General features: G+C 62.4%; 15 protein-coding genes. 6 read left to right on the plus strand and 9 right to left on the minus strand.

Annotation, left to right across the window (positions count from 1 at the left end):
- Window positions 1–52: 52 nt before the first annotated feature.
- The 3 genes from LNV07_RS02150 to LNV07_RS02160 are packed head-to-tail and all read right to left on the minus strand — an operon-like array spanning window position 53 to window position 2,967.
- On the minus strand, window positions 53–277 hold the full coding sequence (locus LNV07_RS02150; RefSeq protein WP_263569511.1) for a DUF350 domain-containing protein: 225 nt from the start codon (window positions 275–277) through the stop codon (window positions 53–55).
- Between the two features lie 37 nt (window positions 278–314).
- Window positions 315–1,925, minus strand: coding sequence for a DUF4178 domain-containing protein (locus LNV07_RS02155; protein ID WP_263569512.1), 1,611 nt, complete (start codon window positions 1,923–1,925; stop codon window positions 315–317).
- 7 nt (window positions 1,926–1,932) lie between these two features.
- Complete coding sequence (locus LNV07_RS02160) at window positions 1,933–2,967, minus strand: SPFH domain-containing protein (RefSeq protein ID WP_263569513.1); 1,035 nt, start codon at window positions 2,965–2,967, stop codon at window positions 1,933–1,935.
- Between the two features lie 108 nt (window positions 2,968–3,075).
- Between LNV07_RS02160 and LNV07_RS02165 the strand changes: the two genes are divergently transcribed.
- From LNV07_RS02165 to LNV07_RS02175, 3 genes are all read left to right on the plus strand, one after another.
- Window positions 3,076–3,564: a molybdenum cofactor biosynthesis protein MoaE gene (locus tag LNV07_RS02165; RefSeq protein WP_263569514.1), complete on the plus strand. Its 489-nt coding sequence runs from the start codon at window positions 3,076–3,078 to the stop codon at window positions 3,562–3,564.
- The gene (crcB, locus tag LNV07_RS02170) at window positions 3,561–3,947 is read left to right on the plus strand and encodes a fluoride efflux transporter CrcB (RefSeq protein ID WP_263569515.1); all 387 of its coding nucleotides are present in this window, start codon (window positions 3,561–3,563) and stop codon (window positions 3,945–3,947) included. The genes LNV07_RS02165 and crcB overlap by 4 nt, the downstream gene beginning before the upstream one ends.
- Window positions 3,948–4,058: 111 nt before the next feature.
- Window positions 4,059–5,009 (plus strand): collagenase, encoded by a 951-nt coding sequence (locus tag LNV07_RS02175; RefSeq protein WP_263569516.1) that lies wholly within the window; start codon window positions 4,059–4,061, stop codon window positions 5,007–5,009.
- Window positions 5,010–5,025: 16 nt separating this feature from the next.
- On the opposite strand, the gene LNV07_RS02180 is transcribed toward LNV07_RS02175, so the two are convergent.
- A complete protein-coding gene (locus LNV07_RS02180) occupies window positions 5,026–5,394 on the minus strand; it encodes a YciI family protein (RefSeq protein ID WP_263569517.1) in 369 nt (122 codons plus the stop codon).
- 190 nt (window positions 5,395–5,584) lie between these two features.
- Window positions 5,585–6,100, minus strand: coding sequence for a DUF1993 domain-containing protein (locus LNV07_RS02185; protein ID WP_263569518.1), 516 nt, complete (start codon window positions 6,098–6,100; stop codon window positions 5,585–5,587).
- A gap of 122 nt (window positions 6,101–6,222) precedes the next feature.
- Here LNV07_RS02185 and clpB point away from each other — a divergent pair, with 122 nt between their 5' ends.
- Together clpB and LNV07_RS02195 are read left to right on the plus strand one after the other, a co-directional pair.
- On the plus strand, window positions 6,223–8,829 hold the full coding sequence (clpB, locus tag LNV07_RS02190) for an ATP-dependent chaperone ClpB (RefSeq protein ID WP_263569519.1): 2,607 nt from the start codon (window positions 6,223–6,225) through the stop codon (window positions 8,827–8,829).
- A gap of 147 nt (window positions 8,830–8,976) precedes the next feature.
- The gene (locus LNV07_RS02195) at window positions 8,977–9,705 is read left to right on the plus strand and encodes a GNAT family N-acetyltransferase (RefSeq protein WP_263569520.1); all 729 of its coding nucleotides are present in this window, start codon (window positions 8,977–8,979) and stop codon (window positions 9,703–9,705) included.
- Window positions 9,706–9,726: 21 nt separating this feature from the next.
- Here LNV07_RS02195 and LNV07_RS02200 read toward each other — a convergent pair whose 3' ends face one another.
- Window positions 9,727–9,972: a hypothetical protein gene (locus LNV07_RS02200; RefSeq protein ID WP_263569521.1), complete on the minus strand. Its 246-nt coding sequence runs from the start codon at window positions 9,970–9,972 to the stop codon at window positions 9,727–9,729.
- Between the two features lie 401 nt (window positions 9,973–10,373).
- Here LNV07_RS02200 and LNV07_RS02205 point away from each other — a divergent pair, with 401 nt between their 5' ends.
- Window positions 10,374–10,649: a DUF3297 family protein gene (locus tag LNV07_RS02205; protein ID WP_263569522.1), complete on the plus strand. Its 276-nt coding sequence runs from the start codon at window positions 10,374–10,376 to the stop codon at window positions 10,647–10,649.
- Window positions 10,650–10,664: 15 nt separating this feature from the next.
- Here LNV07_RS02205 and LNV07_RS02210 read toward each other — a convergent pair whose 3' ends face one another.
- Genes LNV07_RS02210 through LNV07_RS02220 form a run of 3 tightly spaced genes read right to left on the minus strand, consistent with a single transcriptional unit; the run spans window position 10,665 to window position 15,546 of the window.
- Window positions 10,665–11,666 carry a DUF2804 domain-containing protein gene (locus LNV07_RS02210; protein ID WP_263569523.1) on the minus strand — a complete coding sequence of 334 codons (1,002 nt, stop codon included), beginning with the start codon at window positions 11,664–11,666 and terminating at the stop codon, window positions 10,665–10,667.
- Window positions 11,666–13,999 (minus strand): alkaline phosphatase D family protein, encoded by a 2,334-nt coding sequence (locus LNV07_RS02215; RefSeq protein WP_263569524.1) that lies wholly within the window; start codon window positions 13,997–13,999, stop codon window positions 11,666–11,668. Before LNV07_RS02215 ends, LNV07_RS02210 begins: the two co-directional genes overlap by 1 nt.
- A 53-nt stretch (window positions 14,000–14,052) precedes the next feature.
- Entirely contained in the window at window positions 14,053–15,546 is a 1,494-nt protein-coding gene (locus LNV07_RS02220) for an OmpP1/FadL family transporter (RefSeq protein ID WP_263569525.1), read from the minus strand.
- Window positions 15,547–15,733 lie beyond the last annotated feature (187 nt).

Raw genomic sequence — 15,733 nt, forward strand, 5'->3', positions numbered from 1 at the left:
CGGCATCCTTTTTCGCGTCCAGCCCCACTTCACTCGTCGCACGCATTCGCCTTCAGCCGTGAATCGCGGCGGCCACGATCAGCCCGATCGAGATGCACATGGACGCCACCACGATGGCCAGTGCCAAGTTCTTCTGCTCGACGATTTCTTCCCAGAGTTTGTAGGGCGTCAATTTGTCGATGATGACAAAGCTGATCCAGAACACTAGCACGCCGATGACGGCATACAAGATCGAACCCAGCACGACGGCCGGGCGCAGCCATTCAAATCCATTCATAACGATCTCCTTGAATGCATAAATTCGTTTGCAGCGTTCATTTGTGGCCTCCGCCGCCACTGCCCGAGCCGCCGTAAGAGCCGCCGCTGTAACTGCCGCCACCGGGGTAGATGCGCGGGCCGCCGCTGCGCTTGCACTGCGCGTACTCGCTGCTGGCTTCTCCGAAATTGTCTTTATAGGCTTGGCAGTCATCGCTCTGGCTGCTGCAGGACTTCACCAGCATGAAGAGGAAAAACAGAGCGAACAGACCGAGGATGAAATTGCGAACAAAGCGCGGGTTGCTGCCGCTCAGGCTGGCAACATCGCGCGTCAGCGCTTCGCCAGGGGCGCCGTCCAACTTGAAGGCCTTGGCAACTTCACTGGCATCGAGCTTGCGCCCGAAACTCCATGTCACTTCGTCCGCGGTTTGTTCGCGGCTGAGCAGGGCGCCGGAGTTGCCCTGCGCTCCTTCGTAGTCGCTCACCAAGGCCTGCTGCTCGCGGTCGACCTGCCAGTAAAACTCGCCCAGCACATAAGTAACCTTGGCTCGATAGCTCCAGCGTTTCTTGAAGCTCTTGCCCTGCCATTCGACCTTGTCTCCGCTGCCTTGCGGCGCACCGGTCAGCGGCCGCACCAAACTCCAGCCTTCCTCGGTGTCAACCAGGAAGGCGAAGCCCTCGGTCTTGTTGAAGAGCAGGTATTCGCGCCAGAAGGTCTGCTCGTCGTCGCTGCCCGCCACGGGCAGGTCGCAACGTTCCTGATAGCCGACCACCTGCCAGGGCAGGGCGGCGCCGCCGCTGACCGCCAAGCGGCCGACGGAGCCCAGGGCAATCTGCGGCTCGCGCCCATTCGCTTGCGCATAATGTGCCAGGTCGGCGCCCACGCCCTGCGAGATGTCCACCACCGCATGGCATTGGCCGCAGACTATTGCTTTGCTGTTGGCCAGCTGCGGCGTCAGCGCGGCGCCGCAACTCGGGCATTCGATGGCGCGCGAGGCGAGGCCGGTGTCTTTGTCTTCCCGCAGGCCCTGCATGGCCAACTCTTCAAGGCGCACCGCGCGGCCCAGCGACCATTGCGCGCCGCTGGTCTGCCCATAGTCCAGCGTGCCGACCTCGTCCTGCGCGTTGCGCAGCTCGGCGACCCAATGCTCGCCTTGCAAGTCGGGCGGGCGCGGCAGTTCCCCTTGCGCGGCCAAGACTCGGGCGAGGGTGAGTGCGGCGACACGCCAGCTCTGGCCGGCCAAGACGATCAAGTCCCCCAAAACCAGCTCATGCGACTGCGGCACGGCCTCGCTCAGCGGGGCATCAAAGCTCAGCACGAACTGGCCGTTATCCTCGCTCAGCCAGCCACTTTTACCCGAATCGAACAGTGCATGCCATTCATTCCAGCTGCCGCCGCTGTAGCCGATTTGCAGACGCCCGACGATGCTGAAGGGCTCGCTGCTGAAGCGCCCGCTCGCACCGAGTTGCAGCGCCGAGTAGTCGTTCAGCAAGTCGGCGCTGACGCCGATCTTGCGCAGCGCCGAGCCCTCGCGCAGCAGGCAGCTGCGGCAGAAGCTGCAGACGGCGCTGGCCGAGGCCGCCGACGCGAACTCGACGGTCGCACCGCAGTTCGGGCAGGCCGCGCTCCAGCGGCGCTGGCTTGAGTCGGGTGAGCCGGTTTGAGTCAACGGCGGCTCAACCCAGTTTCTTCAGCAGTTCGGCCTTCTTGGCGGCGAATTCCTCGTCGGTCAGGATGCCCTTGGTCTTGAGGTCGCCGAGCTTTTCCAGCAAGGCCATGATGTCCTCGGCGCTTTGAGGCCCCGTGATGGGCGCCGCAGCGGCATGGCCCGCCAGGCCGGCTTGCAATTGCTGGGCCATCACCTGACCCATGGCAAGACCTGCCCCCAGGCCCATCGCGTCGCCGGCCACGCCGCTGCCACCACCACCGGCCGCACCTTCGGCAAACTTGGGGATCGCCTGCGCGGTCTGGTACTGCATGAACTGGCCCATGTTCTGGCCGATCATGCCCATGCCGATTTTCTGATCCAGCACCTTCTGCAACTCCTCGGGCAGCGAGACGTTTTGCAGCGTCACGCTCTCCAGCTTGAGGCCGATCTTCTCGAACTCGGGCGCGGTGACGGTTTGCAATTGCTTGGCAAACTCGATCTGGTTGGCCGCCAAATCGAGGAAGGGAATGCCGGCCTGCGCGACCGCGTCGCTGATATGTTGCAGCATCATGCCGCGCAGTTGGCCGTCCAGGTCCGACACCGAGTAGCGCTCGCGCGTGCCCGAGATTTGGGTGTGGAACTGCTTGGCGTCGGCGATTCGGTAGGCGAAGTTGCCGAAGGCGCGCAGGCGCACGGCGCCAAAGTCCTTGTCCCGAATCGTCACCGGCTGCTGCGTGCCCCAGCGCTGATCGATCTGCTGGCGGCTGCTGAAGAAATAGACATCGCTTTTGAACGGCGACTCGAACAACTTGTCCCAGTTCTTCAGATAGGTCAGCACCGGCAAGGTTTGGGTCGTCAATTTGTACATGCCGGGGCCGAATACATCGGCGACCTTGCCCTCATTGACGAAGACGGCGATCTGCGATTCACGCACGGTCAGCGAGGCGCCATGCTGGATTTCCATCTCGGCCATGGGGAAGCGCCAGGCCAGCGTACCGTCGGAGTCCTCGGTCCACTGAATAATGTCTATGAACTGTTTCTTGATGAAGTCCATCAGTCCCATATCGTTCTCCCGGTGGTTGCGCTTGCGCAGCAGTATGCGACAGCTCGGGGCCTTTTTTACTCCCACCTGCGGGTGATATTTACCTGCTGCCGCAGGCACAATTCCGGCATGAGAAAAAATTCCCCCCGCGTCAGCATCCAGACCGAAGACTTTGATCTCGGCGCCGAAACCTTGGCGCTGCGTGCTCAAGATGGTGGCATCGGAGCGGTGGTTGCCTTTGTAGGCACCGTGCGTGATGCCAGTCACGGCCAGAGCGTCAGCGCGATGGAGTTGGAGCATTATCCCGGCATGACCGAGGCGGCGATCGAGGCGATGATTGATGCTGCCTTCGCACGCTTTGACCTTCGCGCCGCCCGCGTGATTCACCGCGTCGGCGCCTTGGCCGCCTGCGACCAGATCGTGCTGGTGCTGGCGGCGTCCGCACATCGGGGTCAGGCCTTTCAGGCTTGCGAATTCTTGATGGACTACCTGAAGACGCAAGCCCCGTTCTGGAAGAAGGAAACCACGCCCGAGGGCGCGCATTGGGTCGACGCGCGCGATAGCGATGATGCGGCGCTGGCGCGCTGGGGTCTGGCCTCCAACAACGCCGGCGTATGAGCGCGGCCTTGGGTCTGCAGGCTGCGGCCGTCGCCGCTGGTGCGGCCATCGGCGCTTTGGCCCGCTGGGGCACCGGCTTGTGGCTGAACGCCAGCTATCCCGGCTTTCCGCTCGGCACCTTGGTCGTCAATCTGGTCGGTGGCCTGTTGATCGGGATGGCGATGGCCTGGTTCGGCCGCAACCCTAACGATCTGCTCAAGCTGCTGCTGGTCACCGGATTTCTCGGCGGGCTCACGACTTTCTCGGCCTTCTCGGTCGAATCATTGGGCTTGCTGCAGCGCGGCGAGGTCGGGCTGGCCTTGTGGCATGGCGCGCTGCACACCCTCGGCGGCCTGGCTTGTGCGGCAGCCGGTTGGCGCTTGATGCAGCAACTGCAGGGTTGATACCGATACGGGCGAGGTAGCTCAAGCATATATCTTTGATATATTTATGCATTGGGCGTGAATGCTGCGAGCTGCGGCGTTCGGAGCGCTTGACCGTATTGGAGAAAAGTTTTGATAGCAAGCCAAAAGACGCCCGGCAGTTTGACCGCCCAGGCGGCGCTCGTATGGGGCTTTTTTCTGGGCTGCGGCCCTGGCCACGCAGAAGATCACTCGGCACCCAGCGCGGCCGCAAACTTGGTCAGCGTCGAGCAGGTCTTGAGTCGGGCCCATCGCTGCAGCGCCACGCTCGAGTTGCGCTCGCAGGCCTTGAGTCCCCAGCAAGAGGCCCAGATATGCGGTGAATTGGCCGCGATCGAGATCCGCTTTCACCGCCTGTTCGGCACCGAGGGCCGGCCGGTCAAACATGATTTGAACAACTCCCTGCGCGCCAATATTTATGCCTCCGGCGATGAGTTCGTGCGTTATGCCGGCCAGCATTTCGACATGCCGACGAATAACGGCGGCATGTATCTGGAGGGCCTGCCGGAGCGCGTCGGCAACCGCGCCGAGTTCGTCGCCAACCAGAAAAAGGACGGCAGCGTGCGCAATCTCGGCCATGAATATGTCCACTATCTGGACGGGCGCTTCAACCTTTACGGCGACTTTTGCGCCAATCTGCACGACTCGCATGACGCACCGGAAAATTGCCCCAAGCCGGCGCCGCAGACGCCCTATCTGATCTGGTGGACCGAGGGTGTGGCCGAGTACATTGCGCGCGGCGCAGATCATCCCAAAGCAATGAAGGCGGCGGGCAGCAAGGCCTTTGCCTTGAGCCAATTGTTCGACACCGGCTATATGAACAACGGCGGCGATGAGCGCGTCTATGCCTGGGGTTACTTGGCCGCCAGGTTCATGCTGGAGCGGCAGCGAGTTCGGCTTGAGCAGATGCTGGCCTTCACCCGCAGCGGCGACTACCCGCGCTACCAGGCCTTGCTGCGCGGCTGGGGCAGCAGCCTGGATGCGGAGTTTGCGAAATGGCTGGAAGGCTTGAGCCCGGCGCTTGAGCAGACCGCTCAGAACTAGGCGCGCAGGCTCTGCATCAGAAGCTCTTCTTCGCTACCTTTTTGTGGCCATCGTTGACCAGCATCAGCGCCGCTGATCCGTAGTATTTGTGGTACTCGGCGATCATCTCGCCGCTGCTGATGACGGGGTCGGTGGCGGTGAGCTGCCGGGCCTCTTCGATATCGGGCACGGCCAGGATGAACAGGCCGCGCCAGCCGTCCACACCGTCAAAAGGCCCTGCCAGGGCCAGCTTGCCCTCGGCGGCCAAGCGATTGATATTGGCAAAATGCCCTTTGAACATCGCGCTGCGTTCCGCCCCGGCGGGCATAGGCTTTGGCCCGGTTTTCAGGACCACGAGCACATACTTTCGCATGCCGTATTCGTCCGCACCGACGGCATTCGCCATTTCAGCGTCATAGGGTTGGCTCGGCAAGTTAGGCGGCTGTGCTTGGGCGAGCGCAGCCCCGATTGGGAGGCAAAAAACCAAACTGGCGAGCAGGCTAGGCATGGGCGCGATCTCCATAAAGCTGTGTGCGATGCTACGCCGGCGCGGCTTGGCGTGCTTGTCGCTAGGCTGATTGCTTGAATGCCTGAACTTAACGCCAGCGATGCAAGCCGTCAAAGTCTTCTTTGCTCAATGTGACTCCCTGCTGGCGCAAGATGGCGTAGGCACAGCTCAGGTGAAAGAAGAAGTTAGGTAGCGCGAATTGGGCGAGAAAATCGACGGCCGGCAGCGTAATGGTCGCGTGCCCCGCGTCGCCTCTGATTTGTTTGGCCTCGGCACCCAAGAACATCTCGGGTGTCAACTCGGCCAGCCAGGCCTGGCGGGCGCGAATCAGCTCTTGCAGCCCGGCCAAACCGGCCGGGTATTCGCCAAAGGCCGGCAACTCGCGCCCGAGCAGCGGCGCCAAGGCGCGCAGCACAAAACCGCCGGCTACCTCGACCTGACTGCGCAGCGGCAGCATATCGGGTGCCAGGCGCGTGGCGAGCAGGTCGGGTTCCGAAATCGCCCCGGCCTCGATTTGCGATTGAGCTAAATCAAGCATTGAACTCAATTGCTTCAGATAACGTTGAAAAACCGGTACCGAGACCGCATAAAGGTTCAAGCTCATAGATACGAAGCGCCGGTTGAATTTGAGAAGCATTGTCAATGCAAGTCCTGCTTGATGGCCGCTCTTGAATTCAGTCAAGCCCTACCTCATCTGCCTGCTAACCCTTAACGGAGGATTGATTCATGCGCCCCGATAAATTCACCACGCGTTTCCAAGAAGCTCTGGCCGAGGCGCAGAGTTCGGCCGTCACGCGCAGCAACCCCTATATCGAGCCGGCCCATCTCTTGATTGCGATGCTGGCGCAAGAAGACGGCCCCAAGGCGCTGCTGGAACGGGCAGGCGTCAAGACCGCCGCCTTGAAAACGGCACTGGATTCCATAGTTGCCGGCCTGCCGCAGGTGCAGGGCGAGGGGCAGCAGGTCGGCGCCGGGCGCGATCTGGTGTCGCTCTTGCAGGCGGCAGAAAAAGAGGCCTCCAAGCGCGGCGACCATTTCATTGCCAGCGAGATGTTCTTGTTGGCGCTCAGCGATGCCAAGACCGATCTGGCCGGCATTGCGCGTGGCCATGGCCTGAGCCGCAAGGCCTTGGAGACCGCCATCGAGGCGGTGCGTGGTGGCCAAAAGGTCGACAGCCAGGAGGCCGAAGGCAATCGCGAGTCCTTGAAAAAATACACGCTGGATTTGACCGAACGGGCGCGCAGCGGCAAGCTCGACCCGGTGATCGGGCGCGACGATGAGATCCGCCGGTCTATCCAGGTGCTGCAGCGCCGCACCAAGAACAACCCGGTTCTGATCGGCGAGCCCGGTGTGGGCAAGACGGCCATTGTTGAAGGCCTGGCGCAGCGCATCGTCAATGGCGAGGTGCCCGACTCACTCAAAAACAAACGCATCCTGGTGCTGGACATGGCGCTGCTTTTGGCCGGCGCCAAGTACCGTGGAGATTTCGAGGAACGCCTGAAGTCGGTCTTGAAGGAAGTGGCGCAGGACGAAGGCCAGACGATTCTCTTTATCGACGAAATCCACACCATGGTCGGTGCGGGCAAGGCCGAGGGTGCGATCGATGCCGGCAATATGCTGAAACCCGCCTTGGCGCGCGGCGAGCTGCATTGCATCGGTGCGACCACGCTGGACGAGTACCGCAAATATGTGGAGAAGGACGCGGCGCTGGAGCGGCGCTTCCAGAAGGTGTTGGTCGATGAGCCCAGTGTCGAGGCGACGATTGCGATCCTGCGCGGCCTGCAGGAAAAGTACGAGGTTCACCATGGCGTGGAGATCACCGACCCGGCCATCATCGCCGCGGCCGAGTTGAGCCACCGCTACATCACCGACCGCTTCCTGCCCGACAAGGCGATCGACCTGATTGACGAGGCGGCGGCCAAGATCAAGATCGAAATCGACTCCAAGCCCGAGGTGATGGATAAGCTCGATAGACGCATGATCCAGCTCAAGATCGAGCGCGAGGCGGTGCGGCGCGAGAAGGACGAAGGCTCGATCAAGCGCTTTGACTTGATCGAGGAAGAGCTGCTCAAGCTGCAACGCGAGTACAACGATCTGGAAGAAATCTGGCTGGCCGAAAAGGCCCAGGCGCAGGGCTCGGCCCATGTGAAGGAAGAGATCGACCAGATCCGCCAGCAGATCGAGGAATGGAAGCGCAAGGGCGACTTCAATAAGGTGGCCGAGCTGCAATATGGCCGCCTGCCCGAGCTGGAAACCAAGCTCAAGGATGCGCAGGCCAAGGAGGCGGGCAAGTCAGGCAAGGCCGGTGAAGCGGGCGCTCGCCCCAGCCTCTTGCGCACCATGGTCGGCGCCGAAGAAATCGCCGAGGTGGTGGCGCGCGCGACCGGCATTCCGGTCTCCAAGCTCTTGCAGGGCGAACGCGACAAGTTGCTGCAGATGGAGGGCAAGCTGCATCAGCGCGTGGTCGGCCAGGACGAGGCGATCACGGCGGTGGCCGATGCGATCCGCCGCTCACGCGCGGGTCTGAGCGACCCGAACCGGCCGCTCGGCTCCTTCTTGTTCCTCGGCCCCACCGGCGTGGGCAAGACCGAGTTGTGCAAGGCGCTGGCGGGCTTTTTGTTCGACAGCGAAGAGCACCTGATCCGCATGGACATGAGCGAGTTCATGGAGAAGCATTCGGTGTCACGCCTGATCGGCGCGCCGCCCGGCTATGTCGGCTATGACGAAGGCGGCTATTTGACCGAGGCGGTGCGGCGCAAGCCCTATAGCGTGCTGCTGCTGGACGAGGTCGAGAAAGCGCACCCGGATGTCTTCAATGTTCTGCTGCAGGTCTTGGACGATGGCCGCCTGACCGACGGGCAGGGCCGCACGGTGGACTTCAAGAACACGGTGATCGTGATGACCAGTAACCTCGGGTCTCAGCAGATCATGGGCTTGGTCGGCGAGCCGGCCGAGGTGATCCGGGAGGCCGTCTGGGGCGAGGTGAAGGCGCATTTCAGGCCGGAGTTCTTGAACCGCATCGACGAGACGGTGATCTTCCACGCGCTCGACGCCAAGCACATTGCTTCGATTGCCAAGATCCAGCTGAAGATTCTGGAGTCGCGGCTGGACAAGCTGGAGATGAAGCTGGACGTCAGCGACGAGGCTTTGGCCGAGTTGGCCAAGGTCGGCTTTGATCCGGTGTTCGGTGCGCGGCCGCTCAAGCGCGCGATCCAGCAAAGGGTCGAGAACCCGCTGTCCAAGCTGATCCTGCAGGGCAAGTTCGGCCCCAAGGATGTGATCCCGGTCGACATGCTGGACGGCGAGTTTCACTTCGGGCGGGTTGTGCACTGAGGCTCGCTCTTTAGACGGCCCCATGACGGCCCCATGACGGGGCCGTCGCTTGGCTCGCCGTGGCTTGTGGGCCTCGATAATCGGGCAGGGATTAAATGATTGACTCAATCCTCTTCGGTTTCCCTTCATTCAGCGCCGGTCACGCCTATGTTCTCTCCTGTTATCGAGTCTTTTTGGCAAAGCCAATTCCTTGCCGAGACAACGGTTTTCGACAGTGAACGCCTGAGCGTGCACATCAATCCGGCATTGGAGGAGGCGCGCCGGTTGGTTTTGCTGGAGCGCGCAGGGGGCAAGTTGATGGTGGCATTGAAGCCGGCGGTGGCGCAGCAGATCGGCCTGTTGCCACAAGCCGGGGACTTGACGCCGGAAAGCGTACGACTGATGTTGGATGAGGCGGGTATTGCCCTGCACGGTGCGGATCATGTGTTTCATTTCAGTGATGATTCACTGGCGGCCTTGTTGTCCGAGCCGCAGGCCGCCCACATCCGTGCATTGAGTGCTGCCGATGAAAAGGAGTTCGCCGAATTCCAGTCGCAGGCTTCCGAGCAGGATTTGGATGATGCTTGGGTCGAGTTGGATCACTGGGCGGTGTTTGGCGCCTTTGATGCGAAATGCAAGCTGATGTGCGCGGCCAGCATGTATCCCTGGGATGGCGCGCAAATTGCGGACATCGGTGTGTTGACCTTGCCGGCGTTTCGCGGCCAGGGTCAGGCGTGGCGAGTGGTGCGTGCCATTTGTCGCCATGCGGCTCAGGCCGGGTATCAAACCCAATATCGCTGCCAACTCGACAACGCGGCCTCGATTGCCCTGGCCCGGACGGCCGGTTTGAGTTTGTATGGCAACTGGGATGTGATCGCGCAGGACGCGGAAATCTAGTCCAAGCCGGCCAGCTCGGGATCAGGAAAAAAGTGCCTCGGCGCAGGCCCGAGCGCGCTGCGGCACGCTGCCCGCCAGGGCCACGGCCGGACTTGAGCGGCCCGGCTGCAGCAACTGCTCGAACACCGCCTGCACCTGTGCGCCCTTGACGGCTTGCATGTGGGACATCGCTTCTTCGGGCTCGCGCAGCCGGCCGAAGTTGAACAGCTCTTGTGCGGCGAGCTCCATGCGCCGCGCCGACTGCGGATCTGGTGGAGCGCCTTTCATGCAGGCTGACAAAAGGTGCTGTGCTGGCGCTGGTGGCGAAGCGACAAGCGAGAGTCTTGAATGAGCAGCGTTGCACCATGATGCGGGTCTCCTTGAGGCTTGTGAACAAAGGGCATCGATCTGTCTATCGATGTCGCTCAGTGTCTTCAAGGTCGGCGATCCTGTCGTAAGGATGAAGTCGGGTTTTGGTCGGATTTGCGTGTTGGCTTTGGCCCTTGCGATTGCCCGGAACCGGCTCGCGGGGTTCGACCATGGCCTGCTCGCTGGGCGGCGGCTTCACGCAGAGAACGCGCGGCGGGGCGCTTGTGCAAGAGCGAGTGAATTAAATCCGCGAGAATCGAGCCTGTCCGCCTCTTCAATTCACTTTTGGGGCGCCATTGAAATCAGTAGCAAAAGAAATCATGACCGAAGCCAAGCCAGAAACCACCGCAGCCCCAGCCGCCGAGAAGCCCGCCATCCCCGACCGCCTGTCGGTAGATGAGCGCAGCCCGCATTTCAATGCGGCCGTGTTCCAGCATGAAATCGGCATCCGCTTGAATGGCAAGGAACGCTCCGACGTTGAGGAATACTCGATCAGCGAAGGTTGGGTGATGGTGCGCGCCGCCAAGACCCGCGACCGCAAGGGCAACCCCTTGATGATGAAGATCAAGGGCAAGGTCGAGGCGTTTTACCGCTGACGCGGCGACAAGGGGTCACCAACGCGATTGGTGATCCTCGGTGACGCCGAGCAGGCCCTTGACCTGATGGGCGGGCGCATCCAGTGAAGCCCGCACCATGCCGCTGAACGTGCCGATCGGCTGAATGTAGTGGCTGGCCGCGATGATCAGATTGCGGTCTTCCTGCCTGGCTCCCTCGGGGCTGAAGCTCAAATCGAGCAGGCCGTCGGCAGTGCTGATGCGCCAAGGCTCAAGCGGCCGCTTGGGGTCGAACTCGAAACGTGCCGCGCCCAAGGGAATCAAGGCCCCATGCAGCCAGAGCGCGTTTTCGTTCGAGCCGAAATAGCCGCTTTGCAGATTGAAACCCATCTCCGGGCTGTGCGCGCAGGCCCAGCGCCAATCGGTGTTGCGGGCCAATAGGCCGTTGGAGCTGTCAACGCTGGCGACGGCTTGATCCAAGGAGTAAGTTTGACCCTTGACGTGCAGCTGACCCTTGACGCTCAGCGCCGGGGTCTTTTGCGTCGCATGGGCGGCGCCATGCTCGATCGGGCCAATGGCCAGCAATATCGGCGCCGCCTCGGCCAAGCTCAGATCGGCTTGCAGTTGCATCTCGCCGGTTTGCACGCTCAGGCTCAGGCTGTCCGTGGCCTGTTGATGCTGCAGGCTCAGGCTTGCGCCCGGCCCACGGAACCATGCCTTGCAGCCGTTCAGCGGCCGATCCGATACTTTGCATTGCAGACTTGGCAGTCCGTCTTGTCGCCAGTTGGCCAACAAGCTCTTGCTGCGTCGATCAAACACATAGGCAAAGGCGGTGCAGGTCCAACCGAGGTCGACGATGGCCAAGCCAATGAAGAGCTCGTCATTGCCAAGACCCACATATTGCCAGCGCTTGTGATGCAGGCGCCGCCAGAGCCATGAGCGTTGGAACGGGCCACTCAAGGCCCGCCAGTCAATCCGCGCAATGCGACCGGCATAACGGCCGGTCGCGGGTGCGCCGGAGCTCACCACCTCGGCCGGCGGACCGGCTAACTGCACCATCAGTCGACCAGCACCTGCGCCTTGCCGACCGGCACCCGCACACGCTTGACCGACGCGACGGGCGTGCTCGGCGCGGCGCCGCCGACCAAGGGCGTTAGCTTCTTGAAGTCGCACACCAACTCGGTCTTGCTGACGTTGACGACCGCATAGCCCTGCGCGTTGGAGTCGACATAGCTCAGCCAAGGGTTGTTGGCACTCGGCGGCACGCCGGTCGTGCTGTTGGCAAACGGGTTCATGCGCTTGACGACTTCGGCCGCCGGCACAAAGCCGATCGGGATGCCCAGCGCCTTGGCCAGGCTGTCGGCGATCAGCAGATACAGCGTCTTGCAAGGCACCGACTTGCCTTCGCCCGACAAGCGCGCGTTGGTTGCCGCGATGGTGTCACCCATATGGCCGTTCAAGGTTTCGTCAAAGGTGTTGATGGGGCTGGCGCTGAGGCCCGGGGTCGGCTGCACCGCCGCCAACGGGATCAGGCCGGCGCCGATCGCCGCCATCACCGCGGCCTGGATGGCGGCGGTATTGCTGAGGTCGGTGACGCCGGAGGCCATCGCAATCGCGGCCGACAACATCTGGATCGCGATGTCCTCGCAAGCCACCTCGTTGACCAGCACCAGCGGCTTGACGGCCGCAAACGCGGGCGAGTTGGCCGCACCGACAAAGTAGCTGAAGAAGGAATTGCTGGAGATGCCGGCGGTGACCAGGTCCACCATCACCGGCTTCGGGCTGGCCGCATTGAAGTCGTCCATCACCGTGCCGGCAAAGAAGGCGTGGATGTCGCCGGTGACGGCCACCACATTGCTGACCTTGTTGCTGGCCAGATGCGCCATCAGCTGCTTGCGCTCGCCGTTGTAGCCGTCCCATTGGTCGGCATTCAGTATGAAGCGGGTCTTCAGCGCGGCGGGCGCTGTCGGTAACTTGGCGCCGTCGACGATCATCTTCATCAGCGAGGTTTCATTGCCCCAGATCTTCCACAGCGAGGTGGAGTTCTTCATCGTCTCCATCCACCATTGGCGCTGCGCGGTGCCGAGCACGGTCACCAGCGTCATCGGATCGGGCAGGCCCAAGCTTGTCGCCGCGGCGATCTTTTGCGCCTCGATGCCGGCCAGCGTGGTTTCGGGCACCATATAGCGCGCACCGATCTGGCCCAGCGGCTTGCCGTCCAGCGGGCTCGGTGCGGCTTCGGGGATCAGGTGGTCGGCGCGGTAGAGGCGCTGGTCCGTCATCACCAAATGCATCAGCTTGCCGAATTTCAGATCACGGTAGATGCGGATATTGCTGATGCCGTAACCGGCGTCGAGCGTGAAGCTGATGTCGGCCGGCATGAACTCGAACCAGGCCTGGCTGGCCGAGAGGCGGCGCGAGGTCTGCACGGTGTTGTCGGCCGCGCCGGTGGCGGGGTTGAAGCTGCCGTTGTCATAGGTCGTGCGGTCTTGCCAGCAATCGTCCGAGAACTCATGGTCATCCCAGACGGCGACAAAGGCGAAGCGCTCGTGCACCGCTTGCAGGCGCGCATCACTGCGGTAGCGCTTGTACAGATAGCGGTAGTCGGCCAGGCTGGCGGCGTATTTGCCGCCGCCGGGCAAGGCTCCGCCATTGGGCAGGACCAAGGCGGTGTGTGCGGGCTCAACCCCGCCGGCCTGGTAATCCGCGCCGACGGCCTCGTAGATGTAGTCGCCCAGGTGGACGACGAAGTCGATGTCCTCCTTGGCCAGGCTGGTGAGGCCGGCCCAATGGTTGACGCTCCAGTCCTGACAGGCCATGAAGGCGAACTTGGCGCTGTCGATGTCGGCGTCCGCCGCAGGCGCGGTCTTGAAGCGGCCGACCTTGGAGCGCGTGTCGCCGGCGGTGAACTGGTAGTAGTAGGTGGTGGCGGCTTTCAGCCCGCTGATGCGGTGGCGCACGCTGTTGTCGTAGAAGCCGAACACCGGCACATCGGCTTCGGCGTCGATATTGCCGCTCAGCGCCGTGTTGCTGCCCAGCAAGCTTGAATTGTCGGCGCTGCTGATGCGAAGGCGCACGCTGAAATTGACGGCCGTGCTGGCGCTCAGGATGTCATCGGCGGCTGCGGGCACCACGCGCGTCCACAGCAAGGCGCCATCGCTCTTGGGGTCGCCCGAGGCCACGCTTTGCGGGAACTTGAAGGCACCGGTGGCCGCCGGGGTGGCCGGCAAGGGCTGATTTGTGCCGGGGAAGGTCGGTGGCAGCGGCACGATGGCCTCGCCGCCACTGTCACCGCCGCCACCGCAGCCGCTCAGGCCCGTGAGGGCAGAAGTGGCGGTGATCAGGGCGCCGGTTTGCAGCACCGACTTGCGTAAAAAACTGCGTCTGTCCATGATGGTCTCTTGTCTGCGTTATTCGTCTACGTTGTTCGTCTGCGTTGGCGGGCTCAGAACTGATAGTTCAGCTGCACGCCGACGGTCTTGGCCGAGCTTTCGTAATTGCCGCGCACGGTGGAGTAGGCGCAGCTGCAAGGCACAACGCCTTCGGCATCGTCGGTGGCGCTCATCGGCGCGTCCTTGAGCTTGACATAGCCGAATGACAGATCCACGCTGGCCTGTTTGTTGATCGCGAAATTGGCGCCCAGCGCATACCAGGTGCGATCGGAGTCGGGCAGGGCGGGGCTGCGGTAGACGGTGTCAACCGGGCTCTTGTCAAACGACACGCCGGCACGCAGCAGCAGGGCGGGCGCAACTTTCCAATTGCCGCCGAGGGAGACGCGCCAGGCGTCCTTCCAATGCTCGGCAGTGATCGACGGTGCGGCCGTGCTGTCAAAGTTGATCCGCAGCGTCTCCAGCGTCGAATAGCGGTACCAGGTGGCATCGGCCATCACGGCGAAGCGGCTGTCGAGTTGGCGGAACGCATTCATGGACAGCGAGTCATGCGTCTTCACGTTCAGCGAGGCGCCCGAATCATTGTGGTCAAGCTTGCTGTGGCCGTCACCCGGCTTGCCGGTGATGGCGGCCAGCACTTCGGGCGGCAGATTGCTCGGCTGGGTCCAGTCGCCTGTACCTTTGAGCTTGTGCGAGATGCTGCTGCGCCATGACGCGCCGACACGGGTTTGCTCGTCGATCTCCCACAACAAGGCGAGGTTGGTGCCGAAGCCCCAATCGTTGCCGCTCACATGAACCGAACCGTCATAAGCCGAATCACCGAAGACCTTGGCGGCCTGCTGGCGCAGTTGCAAGGCGAGGCCCGGCGCACCGCCGGCGGCGGCTTGGCCCGCAGCGGCCAGCAAGCCGGCTGCATACGCCGAGCCATAGGGCGTGGCACGCTTCAAGTCCCCTTCCATGTATTGGGCGGTAATACCGAAGGCCAAGGACAAGGACTGGCTGGGCTTCCAGGCGATATTGGGATTGATGGCGAAGGACTTCAGCTCGACCGAATTCAGGTTGTAGCGGCCGCCCCAGCTCGGCTCGTAATCCAGCTTGGCGCCGTAGGGCACAAAGGCGCCGACACCAAAAGCCATGCTGTCGGAGTATTTGTAGCTGCCGTAGAAATGGGGCACGACCACGCTATTGGTGGGCGACTGCGACTCACCGGCCTTGGAGATAGGCACCGGCTGGAAGCCCGAGCCGGGCAGGGCGATGGTTGAGCCTTGATCGGTGAAACGGACATTCGGCTTTACAAAGTCCAGCACACCGGAGAACTGCCAACCGGACAGTCGCGTGATTGCCGCCGGGTTGGCAAAAATGGTGCTGGCATCCGCGCCTTCGGCCCCATTCGCGTTGGCCGTGCCTTCACCGGCAGCACTTTGGGTGCCAAAGCGGTAGCCGGCGGCTTGGGCTTGATTCGCCGGCAAGAGCAAACTCAAGCCGCTCGCAATCAAGGCTGCCAGGGCGTGGTGTCGGGGTCCGGAATTGATTTTGCTGGGTCTGGCCATGTCTATGTCTCCTGATGTCTGGCAGCTGCGCCGGGCGGTTCTTTTTTTGAACGGTTTGGCGTCTTCGCTGCTGATGGGGTCAGCCTATCTTCGGGCTTGAAAGCGATCCGTTTGAGCGGGTAATCCTGGACTTTTGGCCTGAATCCCACGTTTTTTTCAGTTTTAGAGGCAGTGCCTTAAAAGCGGT

The organism is Roseateles oligotrophus (assembly GCF_025717515.1).
Lineage (GTDB): Bacteria > Pseudomonadota > Gammaproteobacteria > Burkholderiales > Burkholderiaceae_C > Paucibacter_A > Paucibacter_A oligotrophus.

What these genes read in the sequence shown, in the direction of transcription:
- LNV07_RS02195 (WP_263569520.1), top strand. Translation starts at nt 8,977, where the DNA reads ATGTTCTCTCCTGTTATCGAGTCTTTTTGGCAAAGCCAATTCCTTGCC.
- LNV07_RS02200 (WP_263569521.1), bottom strand. Translation starts at nt 9,972, where the DNA reads ATGAAAGGCGCTCCACCAGATCCGCAGTCGGCGCGGCGCATGGAGCTC.
- LNV07_RS02150 (WP_263569511.1), bottom strand. Translation starts at nt 277, where the DNA reads ATGAATGGATTTGAATGGCTGCGCCCGGCCGTCGTGCTGGGTTCGATC.
- LNV07_RS02215 (WP_263569524.1), bottom strand. Translation starts at nt 13,999, where the DNA reads ATGGACAGACGCAGTTTTTTACGCAAGTCGGTGCTGCAAACCGGCGCC.
- LNV07_RS02180 (WP_263569517.1), bottom strand. Translation starts at nt 5,394, where the DNA reads ATGGCGAATGCCGTCGGTGCGGACGAATACGGCATGCGAAAGTATGTG.
- LNV07_RS02210 (WP_263569523.1), bottom strand. Translation starts at nt 11,666, where the DNA reads ATGGTGCAGTTAGCCGGTCCGCCGGCCGAGGTGGTGAGCTCCGGCGCA.
- LNV07_RS02185 (WP_263569518.1), bottom strand. Translation starts at nt 6,100, where the DNA reads ATGAGCTTGAACCTTTATGCGGTCTCGGTACCGGTTTTTCAACGTTAT.
- LNV07_RS02205 (WP_263569522.1), top strand. Translation starts at nt 10,374, where the DNA reads ATGACCGAAGCCAAGCCAGAAACCACCGCAGCCCCAGCCGCCGAGAAG.
- crcB (WP_263569515.1), top strand. Translation starts at nt 3,561, where the DNA reads ATGAGCGCGGCCTTGGGTCTGCAGGCTGCGGCCGTCGCCGCTGGTGCG.
- LNV07_RS02165 (WP_263569514.1), top strand. Translation starts at nt 3,076, where the DNA reads ATGAGAAAAAATTCCCCCCGCGTCAGCATCCAGACCGAAGACTTTGAT.
- LNV07_RS02220 (WP_263569525.1), bottom strand. Translation starts at nt 15,546, where the DNA reads ATGGCCAGACCCAGCAAAATCAATTCCGGACCCCGACACCACGCCCTG.
- clpB (WP_263569519.1), top strand. Translation starts at nt 6,223, where the DNA reads ATGCGCCCCGATAAATTCACCACGCGTTTCCAAGAAGCTCTGGCCGAG.
- LNV07_RS02160 (WP_263569513.1), bottom strand. Translation starts at nt 2,967, where the DNA reads ATGGGACTGATGGACTTCATCAAGAAACAGTTCATAGACATTATTCAG.